Origin of the sequence: Mitsuaria sp. WAJ17, from assembly GCF_014174515.1 — a bacterium.
Classification (GTDB): domain Bacteria; phylum Pseudomonadota; class Gammaproteobacteria; order Burkholderiales; family Burkholderiaceae_C; genus Roseateles_B.
The window spans coordinates 157,832-175,656 of sequence record NZ_JACJUG010000006.1 but is presented as its reverse complement, the minus strand read 5'-3'; the positions used below and the strand labels follow the sequence as shown (position 1 = coordinate 175,656).

The following is a 17,825-nucleotide window of genomic DNA, read 5'->3' as shown; positions in this document are numbered from 1 at the left end:
GCATGAGTGAATCGCCTTTTGCGGGTCTTGCGGGCCGTGCTGCCCCGGTCCGCCCGCCCATCCAGTTCTACTTCGACTTCTCCTCGCCGTACTCGTACATCGCCTCGGAGTGGATCGATGCCGTCGCCGCTCGCCATGGCCGCACCGTGCAGTGGCACGCCATCCTGCTGGGCGTGACCTTCCAGGCGGCCGAGCTGAAGCCACTTGTGGCCCATCCCATCAAACGCGATTACGCGCTGCGGGACTTCGAGCGCTCGGCGCATTTCGCCGGGCTGCCCTATCGTCAGCCCGAGCACTTTCCCATTGCCACGCAGCACGCGGCGCGCGTCTTCTGGTGGCTGCATGACACGCAGGGCGCGCTGCAGGCGGTGAGCTTCGCTCGGGCGGGCCTGCGGGCCTACTTCACCCGCGGTGTGGTGCTGAGCGACGCCGCCCAGCTCAGGGGCCTGGCGAAAGAGCTGGGCCTGGACGCAGAGGCCGCCGAGGCTGCTTGGCAGGACGATCACTGGAAGCAGCGCCTGCGTGCGGTGAACGAGGCCGCCGTGGCTGCGGGCGTGTTCGGCGCGCCCTTCTTCCTCATCGACGGCGAGCCCTTCTGGGGCAACGACCGCCAGCCCCAGATCGAGCGCTGGCTGGCCAGCGGTCCCTTCACCAGGCTCTGAGTGCCGGCCCGCGAAACGGAAAACGGCAGCCGCGAGGGCTGCCGTCCGGAGAGGCGAGGGGGCGCTCAGCCCTTGGCCTGCCGGCGGGCCTCCAGATCGGCCCAGAGGTTTTCCGCCATGCGGCCCGCCTCGCTGCGCTGGGACTCGTTCAGCTGCTGGTAGTCCTTGGTGCCGATGAACCAGTCGGCGCTGAGCGTGTCGCCCGCGCGCCGGGCAACCAGGTTCCAGGCCGCTGCGTCCAGGGGGCGCTTCTCCAGCAGATAGGACTCCGAGATGATGGCCGCCGCATGCAGGTTCCCACGCACATAGGCCTGGCGCAGCGCTTCGCGCGCGGCCTCGCGGTAGGGGTAGCCGGGCTCGTGCTCAGGGTCCTGCGGCTTGCCGTCCAGGGCGAAGAGGTAGCGTTCGGCCAGGTGCGTGAGCGCCTGCCGGTCACCGCCGTTGGCGGCCTGACGCAGCTCGGCCAGGCTCATCAGGTAGTAGCGCTGGTCGATGTGATAGCCCAGCTTGCGCAGGGTTTCGGCTTCAGCACGTTGCTGCGGGGTCTCGACCTGGATGTCGGGGGGCGGCATGCCGGGCACGGTGCTCGGCGAGCCGCCCTGACCCGCGGCCAGCCAGACCTGCTGCCCGTTGGCGCCGGTGCCCGGCGCCTGGGCGCCGCTGGCTGGCAGTGGGCGGAACAAGTCGGCCAGGCCGGTGTTGAGCCCCGCATTGCGCTGGGCCGCCTCGGCCTTGGCGCGGGCCTGCGCCTCCTCGGCGCGAGCCGCCTCGCGCTCGTCCAGCCAGTGCCAGCCGGCCAGCGTGAGACCGGTGACCACCAGGGCCGCCAGGCCCAGATGCTTGGGGCTCATGACCAGGCTCCTTACAGGCTCAGGCAGCGGCCCAGGCCGTTGGCGTAGCCGTAGCGCGAGTAGTAGTCACGCTGCGAGGGCGAGCCGTGGGTCGAGTAGTCCGCCGCGGCACGGGCCGAGCGCACGGCCGACTCGATGAAGGCCGGATAGCCCAGAGAGGTTTGCGCATACTTGGCGAAGGTGCCGGCCACGCAGTCGGCCTGCAGTTCCTGCATGGGCGCCTGCTTGTAGATGCCACGGGTGAACTGGATGCTGTGGCCCCACTCGTGGGCGAGGATGAACTTGGCCACGTAGTTGCCGTAGCTGTTCTCCTGGCCCTGCAGGAAGCGCACGCCCACGCTGATGGTGTAGGGGCCGCAGGCCACGGCATTGCCGGGGATGCCCTCGCCGCAGGCATTGCGGTCCACATACACGGTGGGCCGTGCATAGCCGCCCAGTTGGCCGCGGATCTCGGTGGCGGAGTTCTGGATGTAGGTGTTGTTGACGGTGGCGGCCTGGGCGCCCAGTGCTCCCAGGTACAGCGCGGCCGCGACGCCCAGGGTGCGGGCGATGGTGGACTTCAGAAGATTCGTGTGCATATCTGCCTCGTACAGATGGATGGATGGTTCAGGCCTTGCGGCCCGGCTTGTTATGGACGCGCATGCCGCACAACTTCTGCACGCGCGAACCGGAGTGTGGTGGCCGCCCGGGCCGATGAACTCGGGGTTTGCCTGCAGACATCCGGCGCAACCCTATTGGCAGTTCTTCCAGGGTAGGGTCCGCCAGGCCCCGGGATTGCGGGGGGGGGGAGGTGGCTCAGCGGCTGAGCGAGGGGCCAGGCGCCAGCAGATGCTGCCAGACCTGTGGATGCCACAGGGTGCGCTCGCGCAGGGGCATGCCCTCCGGCAGGTCGGGATTGGTCAGGCGCAACCAAAGGCGCTTGCCCAGCTGCGCCCGCTGGATCTGAGGCCCCAGATGCGCATCGAACAGGGCGGCAAAGCTGCCGTCGGCCAGGCATCGTGCCCAGCCCTCGCGCAGACGGATGGCCAGGGCGGGGAGACGGGCGTTGACGAAGAAGCCGTAGACGGAGGGATAGGCCAGGCACCAGTCGTCCAGCACCCGCAGGTCCGGGTGTGCCTCGACAATGGCGTGGGCCTCGTCGGCGGCCAGCAGGAAGATGTCGAAGCGACGCAGGCGCAGCATGGCCGGGAAGGCCTCCAGCGTCTGCACCGCCTCAAGCTTGAAGCCATTGGCGGCCAGCACCCGGGCGTCCGGCCAATGGCTGACCTGGCCGAAACGGTAGGTCCGCAGCGCCAGCTGGTGGCGCAGGCCCTCGAACTCGCTGCGGCGCTCCGCCAGCACCACGGGCAGGCGCACGCCGTTGACGCCGCGGCGCAGGCAGATGGGAATGCTGAGGCCGGCGTCCTGGCGGCTGCGCGAGCACATGCTGGCCCAGACGTCGATGTCACCAGCGCGCAGCTGGGCCAGGGCGCGGCTCTGTGTGGTGGCGCTGGCATCGGCCCGGAGCTCGTAGGGCCCGTGGCTGGACTGGGTCCGCTCCAGCAGCAGACGCAGGACCTGCAGTCGGTAGGGCGGCATGGACTCGTCGCCGTCGGCCATGTTGTGGCGGATCAGCGGCGGTGCCTGCGCCTGCGCGCCTGGCGCCAGGCCGGCAGCGCAGGCCGCCAGCAGCAGCTGACGCCGGCGCGGAACAGGGCTGGGGTGGGCGGTGCGCGGCATGGCGGGGACTTCCGCCCGGCAGCATAGCCTGGGCGCGCCGCATGCCGGGTGCGCCGATTCAAGGGACCGCGGACTTGTACCGCCATCCACGCGGCGGCGTCCTCGTCTCACCGTGCCCATTAAATGGAAGGCTTGCCAGCGGAAACCGGGCCCAAGTCACATGCCCTTGCTTCCTGAGGGAAGAAGGCTGGGGCTGCTGCTTCAGCGGAACCAGGTTCGGCCCGGAAACTGTGCCGTGGGGAACACCCGGGGCATGCCGGCAGGCATTCAACAGCAAGAACACGTTTGGGGGGAATCATGCAAGAAAGCAAGGCAGGGCAATGGGCGAGCGCCGGGCTGGCATTTGCCAGCGCCTGGGTCATCGGCGGGCTGCTGTCCGCCTGCGGAGGCGGCGGCCCGTCGGTGGACGCGACGCAGCAGCTGTCCCTGCAGCTGCAAACGCCATCGCTGCCCAGTGGCAGCGTGCAGGTCCGCGAATGGCGGCTGGTCAATGAGGGCCCGGCGGAGGTGGCGGAAGCCTTCGTCGACATCAGCGATGAAGCGCGGGTGCGCCAGGTGCGATGGGATTGCGAATCCGCCTCCGCCGCCGTGCGCTGCGAGCGCCAGGCTGACGGTCGCCTGCGTGTGGCGAAGCTGGGCGCCGGGGCTCGCGTGAGCCTGTTGCAGTCGGTGAAGACGGAGGCGGGACTGAGTGCCGAACTGCCCATCGACGTCCGCCTGCAGGGCGGTGGCGGCAGCGTGGCCAGCAGCCGGCACAGCAGCCGGTGGCGTTCCTTTGACCTGGCGGTCACGGCCGGCACGCCGGTGGAGGAGATGCAGGGCGAGACGCGCGTGCAGCACTACGCGTTCACCTTGAGCAATGCGGGGCCGGACGACGCACTCGACGTGACGTGGACGCATCAGCCACTGCCGAAGATGCAACTGCTCGACCTGAAGTGCTCGAGTTCGGAAGAGGGGCTGTGCCCGGCCCGCATGGCGCCGCAAACGGTCCTGGCGCGCGTGCCCAAGGGCGCGACGGTGCAGCTGAGGGCGACTTACGCTGTGGAACCCCAGGCCGCCAGCGGCGTCTGGTCGTGGGTTGAAGCAGCCGGGGAGCTGCGAACCGACAACAATGCGGTGGCGCTGGATGCCGCTGGCCGTGAGATGCCTGCCTTCCAGGTTGTCAGCTTTGGGGGGCAGCGCATGGCTGCCTTGATCCACTGGCGAGGGGGCGGAATGTCCTTGCAGACGGGTGATCAGTTGCAAGCGGTGGACATCAAGGTGGATCTGACGGGCGCGGTGTTCGAGTACCGGGACATCAAGACGCCCACGGGCGTGCAGACGCGCGCGATGCCGCTGGTCATCAGAAGCGATGTGCTGCTTGCCAATCATGACACCCAGGCAGGCAGCGAGATGTATTTGGGCCTGCGCCACCCGGTCCGCACGCTGGACGTCCTGGAGGGCGCTACGCTGAACATCCTGGGCACCGCGGTCGGCCCGGGTGGGCAGTTGCTGGGCTCTTATGCCAGACAGGGGAAGTTTGGCAGCAAGCAGTTCATCCTGTGCCAGGGCGATGCCGGGATGTCCGTGGACGAATGTCCCGCGTCGCTTCGCAAGGTCTACGCGGTCACCCTGGTGGGCGACGAACTGGAGTTGCTGTCCGGGACCGAAGTGATCCATGCGCGAGCGAGCCAACTGCGCAATGGAAGCATCCTGCTGTTCCGCTCCGAGCGGGACGGCGCGACCGGGGCACAGCAGGTGTGGCTGGGGCTGTCCTATGTGTCCGGTCTGCCTTACTGGACTTCAAACTGCACCAGCAACGACAACTGGCACTTGGTACTCGGAAACTTCGCAAGCCCAGGAGGCGTGATGCTCGACATTGGTGGCTATGCTGACAAGAACTGGGTCGATGGCCGCCGGGGCAGCGTGAGCGTGAGCAAAGACTCGGGCTCTGGGCTTCCGCTCATTTGGAAATTGAGCCTGCTGGAGAACAAGGCCCTCAATTGGCAAGTCAGCGAGGGCCAACTGGACGGCCTGGCCATTCCAGGTCTGGTGGAGGGCGTCTTGCATGTGGATGAGGGCCGCTACCTGATGGAACCCGGTGCCGCATCCCGCCAGAGCGGCAAGGTCTGGGGTGCCGTGAGCGACTGCCGCATGGTGCTGCTGGGACAGCCCGGCAGTTCCCTGGCGGGGCGCTGGACGCTGAAGCTGTAAGCCACTTCGCCACTGACGACAGTCGCTCTTAAGCGCCTGTCGTCGGGCTCACAACTCCGCCACGCCCTTGATCCGGATCGGCGCCGCGCTGGCCATCGGCGAGGCGTCCTGCACCTTGCCCTGCAGCCGGTCCAGCAGGTCCTTGCACTGGGCGCGCGCCGTCACCACATTGGCCAGCTTCACGTGGCCGTAGCCCCGGATCTTCTCCGGTAGGCGCGCCAGGGCCAGCATCAGCTCGTAGCGCGGCTTCTCCAGGCCGGGCTGCAGCAGCGGCAGGATCTCGCGGCGCAGCAGCTGCTCGTAGTCGGCCAGCAGCTGGCGCTCCATGCGGCGCTCCTCGGTCTTGCCGAAGATGTCCAGCCAGCCGCCGCGCAGACCCTTCAAGCGGGCCAGCAGCTTGAGGGCCGAGAAGGTCCAACTGCCCAGCTCGATCTTTTTCGCGCGGCCGTCGGCGCCGGGCTTGGAGATAAGGGGCGGGGCCATGTGGAAGGAGAGGCGCTCGAAGGACTGGAACTGATCCTTCAGGGCCTGCTCGAAGCGGCCGTCGGTGTAGAGGCGGGCGACCTCGTACTCGTCCTTGATGGCCATGAGCTTGGCGAGGTAGCGGGCCACGGCCTTGGAGAGGCGCTCGCCCTGGCCCAGCTCGCCCAGGCGGCCTTCGGCCAGGCGGATCTCCTGGACCAGCGCCAGGTAGCGCTGGGCGTAGGCGGCGTCCTGGTACTCGGTGAGGAAGTCCAGGCGGCGGGCGATCAGGCCATCCTCACCGTCGAGCTTGTCCTGGCCCAGCAGCAGTTGCACCGGCGTGCCGTCCGCCTGGCCGGCCAGGCGGCGCAGGGACTCGGGCGCAGCGATGGCCAGGCGACCCAGCGCGAAGGCGGTCTTGTTGCCGTCCACCGCCACGCCGTTGAGCTCGATGGCGCGCATCAGCGCGGCAAAGCTCACGGGGATCAGCCCGCGCTGCCAGCAGGCGCCCAGCATGATGATGTTGCTGGGCATGGTGTCGCCCATCAGCGTCTGCGCGATGGACTGGGCGTCGATCGTGTCCAGCAAATCAAGCTGTCCACCGACGGCATGCTGCATCTTCGCGAGCAAGCCCTGACCCTGCAGGCTGGCATCCGGGTTGCGCACGAAGGCCGCGGTCGGCAGCTCGTGCGTGTTGGCCAGGATCACGGTGCGGCCGGGCTTGACGGTGCCCAGGGCGTCGGGTGAGGCGCCCACCACCATGTCGCAGGCCAGCAGCACGTCGGCCTGCTGGGTGTCGATGCGGACCTGGTTGAGCAGGTCCTGCGTCGGCGCCACGCGGACGAAGGACAGCACCGAGCCGCCCTTCTGCGCAAAGCCCATGAAGTCCAGCACCGAGGCCTGCTTGCCCTCGAGGTGCGCCGCCATGGAGACCAGCGCGCCCACGGTCACCACGCCGGTGCCGCCCACGCCGGTCACCAGCATGTCGAAGGGGCCGGTCCACTGCCAGGCGGCGGGCGGCTGGATGGCATCGATCTCGCGGGCCAGGTCGGCCGCGGTGAAGCCCGAGCCCACCTTCTTCTTCAGCTGCGCGCCGTGCACCGAGACAAAGCTCGGGCAGAAGCCGTTGACGCAGGAGAAGTCCTTGTTGCAGCTGCTCTGCTCGATGGCGCGCTTGCGGCCCCAGTCGGTCTCGACGGGCACGACGGAGAGGCAGTTGCTGGCCTGCCCGCAGTCGCCGCAGCCCTCGCAGACGGCCTCGTTGATGAAGACGCGCTTGGGCGGGTCGTAGAACTCGCCCTTCTTGCGGCGGCGGCGCTTCTCGGCGGCACAGGTCTGGTCGTAGATCAGCACCGTCACGCCCTCGATCTCCCGCAGCTCGCGCTGCACGGCGTCGAGTTCAGCGCGGTGATGGAAGGTGGTCTTGGGCGGGAAGAGGCTCTCGTGGCCGACGTACTTCTCGGGCTCGTCGGACACCACGGCCAGGCGCTTCACGCCCTCGGCCTCCACCTGGCGCGCGATCTGCGGCACGCTGGTCGTGCCGTCCACCGGCTGGCCGCCGGTCATGGCCACGGCATCGTTGTAGAGGATCTTGTAGGTGATGTTGGCCCGGGCCGCGATGGCCTGGCGGATGGCCAGGTAGCCGGAGTGGTAGTAGGTGCCGTCGCCCAGGTTCTGGAAGACGTGCTTCTCGGTGGTGAAGCGGCTGTGCGCGGCCCAGTCCACGCCTTCGGCGCCCATCTGGATGAGGCCGGAGGTGCCACGCTCCATCCAGCTGGCCATGAAGTGGCAGCCGATGCCGGCCAGCGCACGCGAGCCCTCGGGCAGCTTGGTCGAGGTGTTGTGCGGGCAGCCCGAGCAGAAGTAGGGCTGGCGGCGCACGCCGTCGGCCTCGTTGGAAAGCAGACAGGGCGTGAGGAAATCGACCACCAGGTGGCGGCGGTCCAGGGCGGGGTTGAGGCGGGCCAGCCAGTCGGCCACCGTGGCCATGATGCGCGAGGGCCGCAGCTCGCCGAGGGCCGAGAGCACGGCGGCCCCGTGTTCATCGGTCTTGCCGACCACGCGCGGGCGCTGGGCGTCGGGCAGGTGGTAGAGCAGCTCCTTGATCTGGCGCTCGACGACCGGGGCTTTTTCCTCGATCACCAGCATGTCCGTCAGGCCTTGCGCGAACTCGCGCATGCGTGTGGGCTCCAGCGGGAAGACAAGGCCGACCTTGTAGACGCGCACGCCTGCCGCGGCCAGGGCGTTGGGGTCCAGGTCCAGGCGGCGCAGCACCTCCATGAAGTCGTAATGCGCCTTGCCCACGGTCACGATGCCCAGCGTGGCGCGCGGGCTGGTGACGATGTGCTTGTCGATGGAGTTCAGCTTGGCGAAGGCCAGCACGGCATCCAGCTTGTGGGCCAGGCGCGATTCAAGGTCCAGAGAGGGCAGGTCCACCTGGCGGATGTGCAGGTTGGTGGGCGCCACGTAATCGACGGGATGTTCGAAGTCCAGGGGCACGCGGTCCAGGTCCACCGTCATGCCGGACTCGACGACTTCCGAGATGGCCTTGAAGCCCACCCAGGCGCCTGAGAAGCGCGACAGCGCCCAGCCGTAGAGGCCGAACTCCAGGTACTCGGCCACATTGGCGGGATGCACGATGGGCATGCTCCAGGCCTGCAGGGCCAGGTCGCTCTGGTGTGGGGTGGAGGAGGACACGCAGCCGTGGTCGTCGCCACAGACCACCAGCACGCCGCCCTGGGTGGAGCTGCCATAGACATTGCCGTGCTTCAGCGCATCGCCCGAGCGGTCCACGCCGGGGCCCTTGCCGTACCACATCGCGAAGACACCATCGACGACCCTCTTGGGGTCCAGGGCCACGCGCTGAACGCCCAGGCAGGCGGTGGCGGCCAGGTCCTCGTTGATGGCGGGCAGGAAGTTGACCTGCGCGGCATCGAGGAACTTCTTCGCCTTCCAGAGCTGCTGATCGACCATGCCCAGCGGCGAGCCGCGGTAGCCGGAGACGAAGCCGGCGGTCTTCAGGCCGTTGCGCTCGTCCAGGGCCTTCTGGGCCAGCAGCAGGCGCACCAGGGCCTGAGTGCCTGTGAGGAAGACCTGGCCGCTGGCGGCGCTGAGGTTGTCCGAGAGCTTGTAGGGCCGCAGGGCGGGCTCGGTGGTGCTCACGGCGAGGCTCGTCGCTTGAGAGAGGGCTTCGGACATGGGTGTCTCCTGGCGCGGATTCTTATGGGGTAACTGCGCGAGATTTTTGGCGAGGATGCTCAGTGTTTGTTTCTTCATTTCCCCGTGTCAAGCGGCCGAGTGAGAGAATTCATCTCAAGGAGAACGAATATGGAGTCGGAACGTTTCGATCGGGCCACGCGCCAGATTCTGGAAGCGCTGCAGGCCGATGCCCGGCTGTCCACCCAGGCCCTGGCGGAGCGGGTGGGGCTGTCGGCCACGCCGGTGTGGCGCCGCGTCAAGGAGCTGGAGGACAGCGGCGTGATCCGCCGTCATGTGGTCCTGGTGGACCGCGAGAAGCTGGGTCTCTCGATCTGCGTGCTGGCCAATGTCAGCCTGGTGCGGCACAGCGAGGGCGCGGTGGAGCAGTTCGAGCAGTTGGTGCAAACAAGCCGCGAGATCATCGAATGCCACGGCATCACCGGCGAGGCCGACTACGTGATCAAGGTCGTCGTGCCCGACATGAAGGCTTATGACCAGTTCCTGCAGAGCAAGGTCTTCAAGGTGCCGGGCGTGGCCAGCGTGCGCAGCAATGTGGTGCTGCGCGAGGTGAAGTACGAGACGGCGCTGCCGGTGGGCTGAGCACGCGCGCCCTGCTCAGGCGAGCAGGCCTTGCCGCGTACGATGCCTTGCCTTTCCCACCGGCCAGGCCGGCCGGGACAATGGCCCATCGAAGCCGCCGACAGGTCGGCAAATTCCGGAGGCGTTGCATGTTCACGGTCTATGGTCTGGCAGGGCGGGTCATCAGCGGGGATATCGAGCAACTGGCCCGCTCCGAGGCGGTGCAGTCCCTCGCGCGGGTGCGCGCGGCTGCGGCCGTGGGGCGTGGTGCGGAAGTGGCGGGCGCCGCACTGCAGCGCGTGCAGGGCGGTGGCTCCGCGCCCTTTGGCGGGCTTCCGGCAGGCGTCCGTCAAGCGCTCGCCCGGTACGAGGAAGCGCCCAGCCGTGAACAGCCCCTGTCCCTGGTGCGCGCAGTGATGAGCAGCCCCGCCTTCTGCCTGCCCCTGCAGATGAGCATTGACGAGGCCTGGCAGGCCTTGCAGCAGCGCGGCCTGAGCCAGGCGCCGGTGCTGGGGACGGACGGGCACCCCGTGGGCCTGCTGCTGCGCGGCGAGCTGCTGCCGCCCTCGCTCATGGGCTCGCCCGACCTGCCCAACCCCTGGCATTGGCAGCACCTGCTGACCGAGATGGTTCAGCAGCACATGCTCTCCCCGGTGCCTTGCGCCAGCCCCCAGACGCCCTTGCGCCAGTTGGCGCGTCTGCTGCTGGACCTGCACCTGCCGGGGCTGCCCGTGCTGGATGAGGCGGGCGTCCTGGTGGGCTTTGTCTCGCGCAGCGACCTGCTCAAGGCCGTCGCCCATGATCCGCCGCTGGACCTCTGGGGCTAGGCCGGCACCCCGGCGCGGCATGCTGGGGCTGCGATGCCCGCGAAGGGGCTGTGGTGCGGTGCCTTTCAGCGCCGCTGCCGGCTCTGCAGCCAGGCCGGGTACTCCTGCGCCGGCATGGCCACGGCATAGAGCCAGCCCTGGGCGGACTGCACGCCAATGTCACGCAGGAAGGCCTCCTGCGCGATGGTCTCCACGCCTTCGGCCACGATGCTCAGTCTCAGTTCCTTGGCCACGCTGACCACCGACTTCATCAGCGCCTCGCTGCGCTCCTGCTCTGGGCCGGACTTGAGGAAGGAGCGGTCCAGCTTGATCACGTCGATGGGCAGGCGGGCCAGCATGGCCAGTGAAGAGAAGCCGGTGCCGAAGTCGTCCAGGTAGACCTTGTAGCCCAGGCCGCGGCACTCTTGCATGAAGGCCGCCGTGCGCTGCTGGTCGCCGATGACGCTGCTTTCGGTCAGCTCCACGTCCAGCAGGCCGTGGGCGGCACGCTGGCATTCGGAGAGCCAGCGCAGCAGGTCGGCGTCCTGGAACTGGCGGGCGCTGATGTTGACCGCAATGCGCGTGGGCAGGCCCTGGGCACGCCACTGTGCCGCCTGCGAGGCTGCGCTGACGATGACCCAGCGGCCGATGGCGGAAATCTGGCCGTTGTCCTCGGCGCGGGCGATGAAGAGGTCCGGGCGGATCAGGCCGCGCTTGGGATGGCGCCAGCGCAGCAGGGCTTCGACGCCCAGGCAGTGCCCGGTACGCAGGTCCAGCTTGGGCTGGTAGTGCAGCTCCAGCTGCTGCAACTCCAGGGCCTTGCGCAGGTGGTGGTCCAGCCAGAGGCGCTCGCGGGCGCGCTGCTGCATGCGGGGGTCATAGACGCGCTGGGTGCGGCCGCCGTCCTCCTGGGCGCTGTGCAGGGCGGTGTCGGCATTGCGCAGCAGCTCCTCCAGCTCGGCGCCATGCATGGGATGGCAGGCGATGCCGATGCTGACCGGCACCACCAGCTCCGTGCGCTTGAGGCTCAGGGGTTGGGTGAAGCGCTGCAGCACCATGCGGCCCAGGCGCTGCATCTCCTCGATGCCGCCGGGCCCGGGCATCAGTACCATGAACTCGACACCCAGCGAGCGGGCCACCACGGCCGGCGCGGGCAGCAGGGTCTTGAGCGCGCTGGCGGCGGCGACCAGCACCTCGTCGGCGCCATCGGGTCCGAAGTTGTCGCGCAGCAGGCTGAAGTCGCGCGGCTTGATGGCCAGCAGGCCGAACTCATCGCGGCACTCGATCAGGCTCAGCAGGCGCTCGCGCAGGGCGTAGCGGCTCATCAGACCGGTGAGTTCGTCCTCGTAGACCAGGGTGTGCAGCACCTCGTTTTGCAGGTCCTGGCCGTCGCTGCCGGGCTCGGCGCCGGTGTCAGGACCGAGGTCGGTGCCGCACAGCACCAACTGGCGGCGGGCCGGGCCGGCGCTATGCAGGCGCTGGATCTGCCACAGGTAGCGGTGATCGCCCTCCGGCGTGGGGCAGTTGAGCTCGTCCTGCCACAGGGGGTCGGGCTGGCTTGCGGCCTTGGCGAGCTGGTCCAGCAAAGGGGCGGGCAGGGAGCGCAGGCTGTTGACCGCGCAGCCTCGCAGCTGGCTCGGGCGCAGGCCGGTGAGCATGCCGAAGCCGGCGTTGGCCTGGCTGATGCGGCCCTGCTCGTCCACCAGCGCCAGGGCCAGGCCCAGCAGCTCGCTCAGGGCGTGATCCAGCGGCCCGGCATCGCGCGGGAGGCGCTCGGAAGCGAGGGGGGTGGGACTCATGTACCGCTGGATGTCCGTGCTGGCCGCTGTGCCCGCAGTATCGCCCGCGACGCAAAGGCGATGTGTGTGATTTGTCGTGCAATTGGCGGCTTTCGGGGCCGCGGCGGCAACGGTGCGCGCGACTACGATGCCCGCATGCGGCGGCCACATGGCTTGCTCGCCACTTCAGGGAACAGCATCTACACGGCCATGTCAGAAGTCCAGAACCGCCCGGCGTCCGCCGTCGATCAGGCCTTGCACAGCGAACTGAGCACAGAGGCTCTGCGTGTGCTGCACAAGGTGGTCGAGGAACTGCCCGATGCTTGCGAGCGCCTGCGCTATGTGCAGCAGATGACGGAGCAGGCGGCCAACAAGGTGCTGAACCTGGTCGAGAAGGCCCAGGAGGACGCTGCAGAGGTGGGTAAGAAGGGGCAGGGCCTGGCAGAGGCCCTGGATCGCCTGGCGGCGTCCGAGGACATGAGCGTGGACCGCGCGCGCGCCATGATGCGCCTTTGCGCGGCTTATGCCCGTCAAGCCGGTGGCTTTGCCGAGCGCGAGCAGTCCCTGCACACCGAGCTGATGCTGGCCCAAGGCTTCCAGGATCTGTCAGGGCAGGTGATCAACAAGGTCATCGGCATGCTGGATCGCGTGGAGAGTCCGCTCCAACAGCTGCTGGCCAGCTCCGAGCCGCCGGTCGCGGCGGAGCAGGATTTGGCCGGTTCCATTGCGGCGCTGGAGGGCGTGCAGACGCCCGACAAGGCCTTGAAGCAGGACGATGTGGACGACCTGCTGGCCTCGCTGGGCTTCTGATCCTCCAGCCTAGCTGGTCGCACCCGTCTGCCAGTGGCGGGGCTGCAGCCCGTAGTAGTCCGCCAGCAGGGCGTAGAGGCGGGGGTGGCGCTGCGCCATCAACTCGCCCTGCTCAAAGAAGCTCTCGCTGGCCACGGCGAAGAACTCGGCCTCGTCCGTGGCGGCATAGGGATCCAGCAGGCAGGGCAGGCCCTGGGCAAGCGCCTGCTTGAGAGCCTGGAATTCGCCCTGCATCACGGTCGCCCAGTGCTCATGGGCCTGCCGGCTGCCCAGGGGGGGCGCACCGTTGGCGCGGCCATTGGCCTGATCGAGCTGGTGCGCAAACTCGTGGATCACCACGTTGCGCCCATCGTCCGCCACGCGGGCCCCGGCCAGCACATCCTGCCAGGACAGGATCACCTGCCCCTGCTGCCAAGACTCGCCGCTGAGCCACTCGCGCCGTTCCATCTGCACGCCGGCGCCGAGATCATGCACCCGTTGCACCGCAAAGGCCGCCGGGTAGAGCAGGACCTGGCTCAGCTGCGGATAGACGCCCCGTGCATGCCCCAGCAAGGGCAGGCAGGCCTGGGCGGCGATGAGCACCTTCATGGCGGTGCTTACTTTGAGCCCCCCGCAGCCGATGACGGGCTTCTCCGCGACGAAAACCTGCACCAGTTGCTGCAGCCGGCGCTGTTGGGGTGGCGTCAGCCGGCGGTACAGGGGCCACTCGCGGCGCAGCAGGCTGCGCCAGGCGGCTGGAAACGGCGCCTGCATCCGGCGCTGGCGCTGTTGACGGCGCCACCAGGGGGGCAGCAGGAGCAGTCCGAGGGCGAGCAGGGCCAGAAGACCGAGAAGAAGCAGCGGCATGGGGGCCTCTGGAGGTGGCATGAAGGGGCGTGGATTCGGGGGTAAGGACGCAGGTGGGGGCGCGGCGGGGGTCTGCAAGTCCGGGTCGGCACGCAATCCCGGGGCGGTGGCGGGCGGGATGTGTGGAGGGATGTGCGGCGTCGTCGCCACACTTTGTGACAGCTGCGGGTTTTTGGGGGCTTCCACTAGGGGGGTGATCCGGCCCTGCTGCCAGAATTCGGGCCAGGCGCTTCCGCGTGGGCCCGTCTTCGTCTGGCTGTCATCTGCCTTGCACATGAGCTCGGCACACTGCCCCGGCGCATGACAAGGCCAGGCGGTACTGCGCCTGCCCTGGCTGCGTCGCTGTGGTCTGGTCGGGCGTCCTGCGGCGGATTCTTGTGGTCGGAGTGGCTCCTGCATGTGTTGTCTTGTGCTGAGTCCTGTAAGCGAAAACGTTTGGCTTCTCGGGGAATTGAGAAGTAAAACGTTTGCGCTTGATTTGATTTCTGTTGTGTGCGCTTGACTCGCCGGCCTGCTTGGGCTTGGGCGGGTTTCCGGTTTTTCTGTTCTTCCTTGAGGAGTTGTCGGCATGAACGACTTGCATTGGTCTCGCTTTTCCCGCACCGCGCTGAGCGTCGCGGTGGCCATCGTGGCCGCCGCCCCGGCGCTGGCGCAGAACACCACGGCTGCCGTGGGTGGGCGCGTGATGACGCCCGATGGCAAGCCGGTCGCGGGCGCGACCGTGCTCATCGTGCACACCGAGTCGGGCTCGACCAACACCATGGTCACTGATGCCGAAGGCCGCTACTCGGCCCGTGGCCTGCGCGCTGGCGGCCCTTACGTCATCACCGTGACCAAGGGCAGCGACAGCAACCAGCGCCAAGGCGTGTTCCTGGCCCTGGCCGAGACCGCCGCGATCGACCTGACCGTCGGCCAGGCTCAGAACCAGCTGGCGCAGGTCATGATCACGGGTGCCAGCACCAAGATCAACTCCGCCACCATGGGCTCCGGCACCAACCTGACCGGCGCCGATCTCGCGCAGCAGTTCTCCATGCAGCGCAATCTGCAGGACTATGCGCGCCTGGATCCCCGCATCGCCCAGACCAACAAGGAAAACGGCGAGATCTCGGCCGCTGGCCAGAACAACCGCTTCAACTCCATCACGGTGGACGGCGTGTCCATCAGCGACACCTTCGGCCTGGAAGCCAACAACCTGCCGACGATGAAGCAGCCGGTGTCGATGGACGCCATCGATTCGGTGCAGATCAACCTGTCCAACTACGACGTGACGCAGAAGGGCTATACCGGCGCGAACGTCAACGCGGTGACCAAGTCCGGCACCAACACCTTCAAGGGCACGGCCACCTACGCCTACCGTGACCAGGACCTGGCCGGCCGCCGCTGGAATCGTCCGCCCACCGATACCTTCACCCGCCTGACCCCCTTCAAGGAGCGGCTCTACGGCTTCACGCTGGGTGGCCCCATCATCAAGGACAAGCTCTTCTTCTTCACCGCCTACGAAGAACAGCACAACTCCATCTCCTCGCCCGCCTACGGCCCGGCCGGCTCGACGAACGCGACGGCGGTGAACATCACCCAGGCCCAGATCTCCGAAGCCCAGAAGATCATGAAGGACGTCTACAAGGTGGACGCCGGCAGCCTGGACAACGTCAGCGGCCTGGAGCTGAGCGTCAAGGACATGCTGCTCAAGCTGGACTGGAACATCAGCGAGAAGCACCGCGCCAACGTGCGATACACCAAGACCGAGCAGAACGAGCCGACCCTGCCTGGCTTCAGCACCAACCAGCTGGCGCTGAGCTCCTACTGGTACAAAGAGCGCAAGACCATCGAGACGGTGATGGCCCAGCTGTTCAGCGACTGGACGGACGACTTCTCCACTGAGCTGAAGGTCTCGAACCGCGACTATGAGAAGGCCACGCTGAGCGACACCAACCTGCCGCAGATCAACCTGGTGTGGACCAATGGCAGCAGCCGCACGCTGAACCTCGGCACCGAGCGCAGCCGCCACCTCAACAACCTGAAGACCAAGACGCTGGACGCCTACTTCGCCGGCAACCTGTTCGTGGGCGACCATGAAATCAAGGGCGGCGCCGACCTCTCGCGCAACGAGATCTACAACGTCTTCCTGCAGGACGCCCGCGGCAACTACACCTTCTCCGGCAACGGCGCCCCCGGCACTGCCACCGACCCGCTGACGATGCTGCGCAATGGCATCCCGACGTCCTACTCGGTGCAACTGCCCTTCGCCGGCAAGTCGCTCAACGACTCGATCGCCAACTGGACGCTGACCAACATCGGCTTCTTCCTGCAGGACACCTGGAAGATCAACAAGAAGCTGAACATCACGGCCGGCGTCCGCGTCGATGAAGTCAAGACGGATGACCGTCCGGTGGCCAATGCCGCTGCCGCGCTGCCCGTGGTCCCCGGCAATGCCGCGACCAACGTGCGCCAGACCGGCGGCTTCGGTCTGGACAACACGGCCAACGTGGACGGCCAGAAGCTGGTGCAGCCCCGCCTGGGCTTCAACTACCAGCTGGACACCGTGGACCAGCGCAAGTCGCAGCTCCGCGGCGGCGTGGGCCTGTTCCAGGGCGCTGCGGCCAACGTGTGGCTGACCAACCCCTACCAGAACGTTGGCGCCACGGCGGTCTACAACTGCGGCACCGGCACCACGCCTTGCCCGGCCGGCCTGCGCTTCAACCCGGATGGCTCCAGCCAGCCTTCGCTGACCGGCTCGCCTCAGGCCAACGTCGACTTCGTCGAGAAGGGCCTGTCGCAACCGTCCGTGTGGAAGCTGAACCTGGCCTGGGACGGCCAACTGCCCTGGTACGGCCTGGAAGCCGGCGTGGAATGGCTGCACACCAAGGTCAAGCAGGGCCTGTACTACCAGCACCTGAACCTGGGCACGGTGACCGCCTACGCCCCGGACGGCCGCGAGATGTACTGGAACGCCGCCGGTCGCAGCGAAGGCTGCTGGACGGCCGGTACGGAGTCGGTGAACTCGTCCTGCGGATCGCGCTTCAAGGCACTGTCCAACGCCGCGTACAACAACGTGCTGCTGGCTTCCTCGACCAACAAGGGTGATGGCGACACGCTGACGCTGCAGCTCTCTCAGCGCGTCAACAGCAACCTGCGCTGGTCCGTGGCCTATACCCGCACCGCTGCGACGGAAGTCAGCCCGCTGGCCTCCTCGGTGTCGAGCTCGAGCTGGAACAACCGCGCCAACTTCAACCCCAATGAAAACGTGGCCGCCAACTCGCAGTACCTGATCCGCGACCGCATCAGCGCTGCCGTGAACTTCAGCAAGGCCTTCATCGACAACTACAAGACCACGCTGGGCGTGTTCTATGAGGGTCGTGCCGGCAAGCCCTACAGCTGGGTCTACCGCAACGACATGAACGGTGACGGACGCGCGCGCAACGACCTGATGTACATCCCGAAGGCGCCGGGCTCGGGCGAGGTGGTGTTCCGCCTGCCGGGCCAGACCGTGGCTGCCTCCGGCGCCGCGGCCGAAGCGGCCTTCTGGGACGTGGTCAACGGCGACAAGGCCCTGCGCAATGCCAAGGGCGGCGTGGTGGGCCGCAACGCGGCCTTCGCTCCCTGGGTCAACAACTTCGACCTGCGCCTGTCGCAGGAAGTGCGCGGCATCACGGCCGGTGGCAAGGGCGTGATCACCCTGGACATCATGAACGTCGGCAACCTGCTGAACCGTCGTTGGGGTCAGGTGTCCGAGGCGGCCTTCCCGTCCACCCGCAGCTTCGTGAACTTCGCAGGCATCACGCCTGACGGCAAGATGGTGTATGCCGTCGCCACGCCGGATCCGCTGGTCACCCCGACGGATGCCGCCGGCCGCACCCGCCTGGCGCAGTGGGGCATGAACCTGACCGCCCGCTACGAGTTCTGATCCCATGGGCCGGCAAG

Annotated in this window: 12 protein-coding genes; 6 read left to right on the top strand and 6 right to left on the bottom strand. The window is 67.9% G+C overall.

Translation table 11 applies throughout. The annotated features are described in order from the left end of the window. Positions 1 to 2 precede the first annotated feature (2 nt). Positions 3 to 662: a 2-hydroxychromene-2-carboxylate isomerase gene (locus H5407_RS06980; RefSeq protein ID WP_183103718.1), complete on the top strand. Its 660-nt coding sequence runs from the start codon at positions 3 to 5 to the stop codon at positions 660 to 662. Positions 663 to 727: 65 nt separating this feature from the next. On the opposite strand, the gene H5407_RS06975 is transcribed toward H5407_RS06980, so the two are convergent. The 3 genes from H5407_RS06975 to H5407_RS06965 form a co-directional block, all read right to left on the bottom strand. Beyond that, positions 728 to 1,513 (bottom strand): hypothetical protein, encoded by a 786-nt coding sequence (locus tag H5407_RS06975; RefSeq protein WP_183103717.1) that lies wholly within the window; start codon positions 1,511 to 1,513, stop codon positions 728 to 730. Between the two features lie 11 nt (positions 1,514 to 1,524). Continuing rightward, a complete protein-coding gene (locus tag H5407_RS06970; protein WP_183103716.1) occupies positions 1,525 to 2,091 on the bottom strand; it encodes a hypothetical protein in 567 nt (188 codons plus the stop codon). 217 nt (positions 2,092 to 2,308) lie between these two features. Next, entirely contained in the window at positions 2,309 to 3,232 is a 924-nt protein-coding gene (locus H5407_RS06965) for a hypothetical protein (RefSeq protein WP_183103715.1), read from the bottom strand. A 297-nt stretch (positions 3,233 to 3,529) separates the two neighbouring features. Between H5407_RS06965 and H5407_RS06960 the strand changes: the two genes are divergently transcribed. Then, positions 3,530 to 5,425 carry a hypothetical protein gene (locus H5407_RS06960; protein ID WP_183103714.1) on the top strand — a complete coding sequence of 632 codons (1,896 nt, stop codon included), beginning with the start codon at positions 3,530 to 3,532 and terminating at the stop codon, positions 5,423 to 5,425. Positions 5,426 to 5,473: 48 nt separating this feature from the next. On the opposite strand, the gene H5407_RS06955 is transcribed toward H5407_RS06960, so the two are convergent. Beyond that, complete coding sequence (locus H5407_RS06955; RefSeq protein WP_183103713.1) at positions 5,474 to 9,085, bottom strand: indolepyruvate ferredoxin oxidoreductase family protein; 3,612 nt, start codon at positions 9,083 to 9,085, stop codon at positions 5,474 to 5,476. Between the two features lie 129 nt (positions 9,086 to 9,214). On the opposite strand from H5407_RS06955, the gene H5407_RS06950 reads away from it, so the two are divergent. After that, entirely contained in the window at positions 9,215 to 9,685 is a 471-nt protein-coding gene (locus tag H5407_RS06950) for an Lrp/AsnC family transcriptional regulator (protein ID WP_183103712.1), read from the top strand. Between the two features lie 128 nt (positions 9,686 to 9,813). Beyond that, positions 9,814 to 10,491 carry an HPP family protein gene (locus H5407_RS06945; RefSeq protein ID WP_183103711.1) on the top strand — a complete coding sequence of 226 codons (678 nt, stop codon included), beginning with the start codon at positions 9,814 to 9,816 and terminating at the stop codon, positions 10,489 to 10,491. A 65-nt stretch (positions 10,492 to 10,556) separates the two neighbouring features. On the opposite strand, the gene H5407_RS06940 is transcribed toward H5407_RS06945, so the two are convergent. After that, positions 10,557 to 12,269 (bottom strand): bifunctional diguanylate cyclase/phosphodiesterase, encoded by a 1,713-nt coding sequence (locus H5407_RS06940; protein WP_183103710.1) that lies wholly within the window; start codon positions 12,267 to 12,269, stop codon positions 10,557 to 10,559. Between the two features lie 189 nt (positions 12,270 to 12,458). On the opposite strand from H5407_RS06940, the gene H5407_RS06935 reads away from it, so the two are divergent. Beyond that, the gene (locus H5407_RS06935; RefSeq protein ID WP_183103709.1) at positions 12,459 to 13,058 is read left to right on the top strand and encodes a protein phosphatase CheZ; all 600 of its coding nucleotides are present in this window, start codon (positions 12,459 to 12,461) and stop codon (positions 13,056 to 13,058) included. A gap of 9 nt (positions 13,059 to 13,067) precedes the next feature. Here the strand turns inward: H5407_RS06935 and H5407_RS06930 are convergent, their stop codons facing one another. After that, a complete protein-coding gene (locus H5407_RS06930; RefSeq protein WP_183103708.1) occupies positions 13,068 to 13,904 on the bottom strand; it encodes a zinc-dependent peptidase in 837 nt (278 codons plus the stop codon). 568 nt (positions 13,905 to 14,472) lie between these two features. On the opposite strand from H5407_RS06930, the gene H5407_RS06925 reads away from it, so the two are divergent. Further along, entirely contained in the window at positions 14,473 to 17,808 is a 3,336-nt protein-coding gene (locus H5407_RS06925) for a TonB-dependent receptor (RefSeq protein WP_183103707.1), read from the top strand. The last annotated feature ends 17 nt before the right edge of the window (positions 17,809 to 17,825 follow it).

Bases quoted from the DNA above. Each gene is read 5' to 3' on its own strand.
- H5407_RS06955 (WP_183103713.1), bottom strand. From the start codon at position 9,085: ATGTCCGAAGCCCTCTCTCAAGCGACGAGCCTCGCCGTGAGCACCACC.
- H5407_RS06970 (WP_183103716.1), bottom strand. From the start codon at position 2,091: ATGCACACGAATCTTCTGAAGTCCACCATCGCCCGCACCCTGGGCGTC.
- H5407_RS06940 (WP_183103710.1), bottom strand. From the start codon at position 12,269: ATGAGTCCCACCCCCCTCGCTTCCGAGCGCCTCCCGCGCGATGCCGGG.
- H5407_RS06975 (WP_183103717.1), bottom strand. From the start codon at position 1,513: ATGAGCCCCAAGCATCTGGGCCTGGCGGCCCTGGTGGTCACCGGTCTC.
- H5407_RS06935 (WP_183103709.1), top strand. From the start codon at position 12,459: ATGTCAGAAGTCCAGAACCGCCCGGCGTCCGCCGTCGATCAGGCCTTG.
- H5407_RS06965 (WP_183103715.1), bottom strand. From the start codon at position 3,232: ATGCCGCGCACCGCCCACCCCAGCCCTGTTCCGCGCCGGCGTCAGCTG.
- H5407_RS06930 (WP_183103708.1), bottom strand. From the start codon at position 13,904: ATGCCGCTGCTTCTTCTCGGTCTTCTGGCCCTGCTCGCCCTCGGACTG.
- H5407_RS06925 (WP_183103707.1), top strand. From the start codon at position 14,473: ATGAACGACTTGCATTGGTCTCGCTTTTCCCGCACCGCGCTGAGCGTC.
- H5407_RS06980 (WP_183103718.1), top strand. From the start codon at position 3: ATGAGTGAATCGCCTTTTGCGGGTCTTGCGGGCCGTGCTGCCCCGGTC.
- H5407_RS06960 (WP_183103714.1), top strand. From the start codon at position 3,530: ATGCAAGAAAGCAAGGCAGGGCAATGGGCGAGCGCCGGGCTGGCATTT.
- H5407_RS06950 (WP_183103712.1), top strand. From the start codon at position 9,215: ATGGAGTCGGAACGTTTCGATCGGGCCACGCGCCAGATTCTGGAAGCG.
- H5407_RS06945 (WP_183103711.1), top strand. From the start codon at position 9,814: ATGTTCACGGTCTATGGTCTGGCAGGGCGGGTCATCAGCGGGGATATC.